A 1227-nucleotide genomic window follows, 5' to 3' on the forward strand; every position below is an offset into this window, starting at 1 on the left:
CTTGGCCACGTAAGGTCAATTTATTCATCCCTTTGTTGACCGTAATATTGCCAAATACCGGTTCGATACAGCCCAGTCGTTTGCTATATTGCCGCCGCCCCATTGGGCTGTCTATTTTCACTTTCATTTTGTCGGTGTAACTCTGCTTTTTCCGTGAAACATCATTTTTAAATTGCACCTGCCGACCCGTTTTTATCGGCGTTTTTCGCATGCATTGCTGTTGCAGTGGGCAAATTTTGCAATCTTTTAAATAACCGCAAAATCGAGTGTATTCTTGGTGATGGCTTTTAACATTGATACCGCTTCGCCACATTTCATTGCCTGCCGGACATCGGCAAGTTTGCGTTGCTTCGTCATAATGAAAATCATCTGAAGTAAACAATCGAGGCTTGCCATTACGTCGTTTTAATCTGCGTTTTTCTTGCTCCGTTTCGTAAGTTTCACTTTCTTGAAACAACGGGTTTCGTTTTCTAAATTGATTGTCTGCGATGTAGGTATCAAAGCCACTTTGTGCCATAAATGCCAGATTAGCCTCACTGTTAAAGCCACTGTCTGCGGTGAATTTTATGGTGTGCTTTTTTGAGGATTTATCAGGGTTAAGTTTATCGAGCTGTTGGGTTAATTGCGTGACTGCTGGCTGGAGTGTTTGCTGTTCCCCCACACTTCCCCACGCTTGTGCTTGTAAGATAATTTGATGTTTATCATCGTTTATCGCAATACCATTGTAGCCTTGAATAGTACCTTTAGAGGTGGTCATCTTTGCGCTGTCAGGGTCGGTGATATTGCTTTTCACAGGCTTGCCTTGGCTGCCTATTTTTTCTTGGTGTGATGCGAGGAATGCCGTGATTTTATCCGCACTCTTATCTAACTTTTCTTTTTGTTTTAAGTCTTGTGTGACGAGTTCTTCACTCAACCCATCTTGGGCTTGATGACGCTCAATAATGCGTTTGCTTGCCCGTTCTAGTTTTGCTTTTTTACGGCCAAGTTCATCAAATGTACCGCTCCATTCTTTGCTCGCATTTGACTTTAACTTACAACCATCGATGGCAAACATGTTGCGGCCAATGAGCCCTTCTTCATCACAAATCAGCAGCACTTGCGTAAATAAGGGTTCTATTTGTTCATGCATTTTAGCCACAAAACTGGCTATGGATGTGTAATGTGGCTGAACGTCACCCGCCACGCTCATGAACAAAATATTGTTTTCACACGCCTTAGCAATGCGTC

1 protein-coding gene is annotated in these 1227 nt (G+C 42.9%); it reads right to left on the reverse strand.

Going from position 1 to position 1227, the window contains the following annotated elements:
* The coding region (locus IEW93_RS22205) for a transposase (RefSeq protein WP_229706751.1) at window positions 1–1227 on the reverse strand (1227 nt) is incomplete at both ends.

Origin of the sequence: Shewanella inventionis, assembly GCF_014641855.1 — a bacterium.
Taxonomy (GTDB): Bacteria; Pseudomonadota; Gammaproteobacteria; order Enterobacterales; family Shewanellaceae; genus Shewanella; species Shewanella inventionis.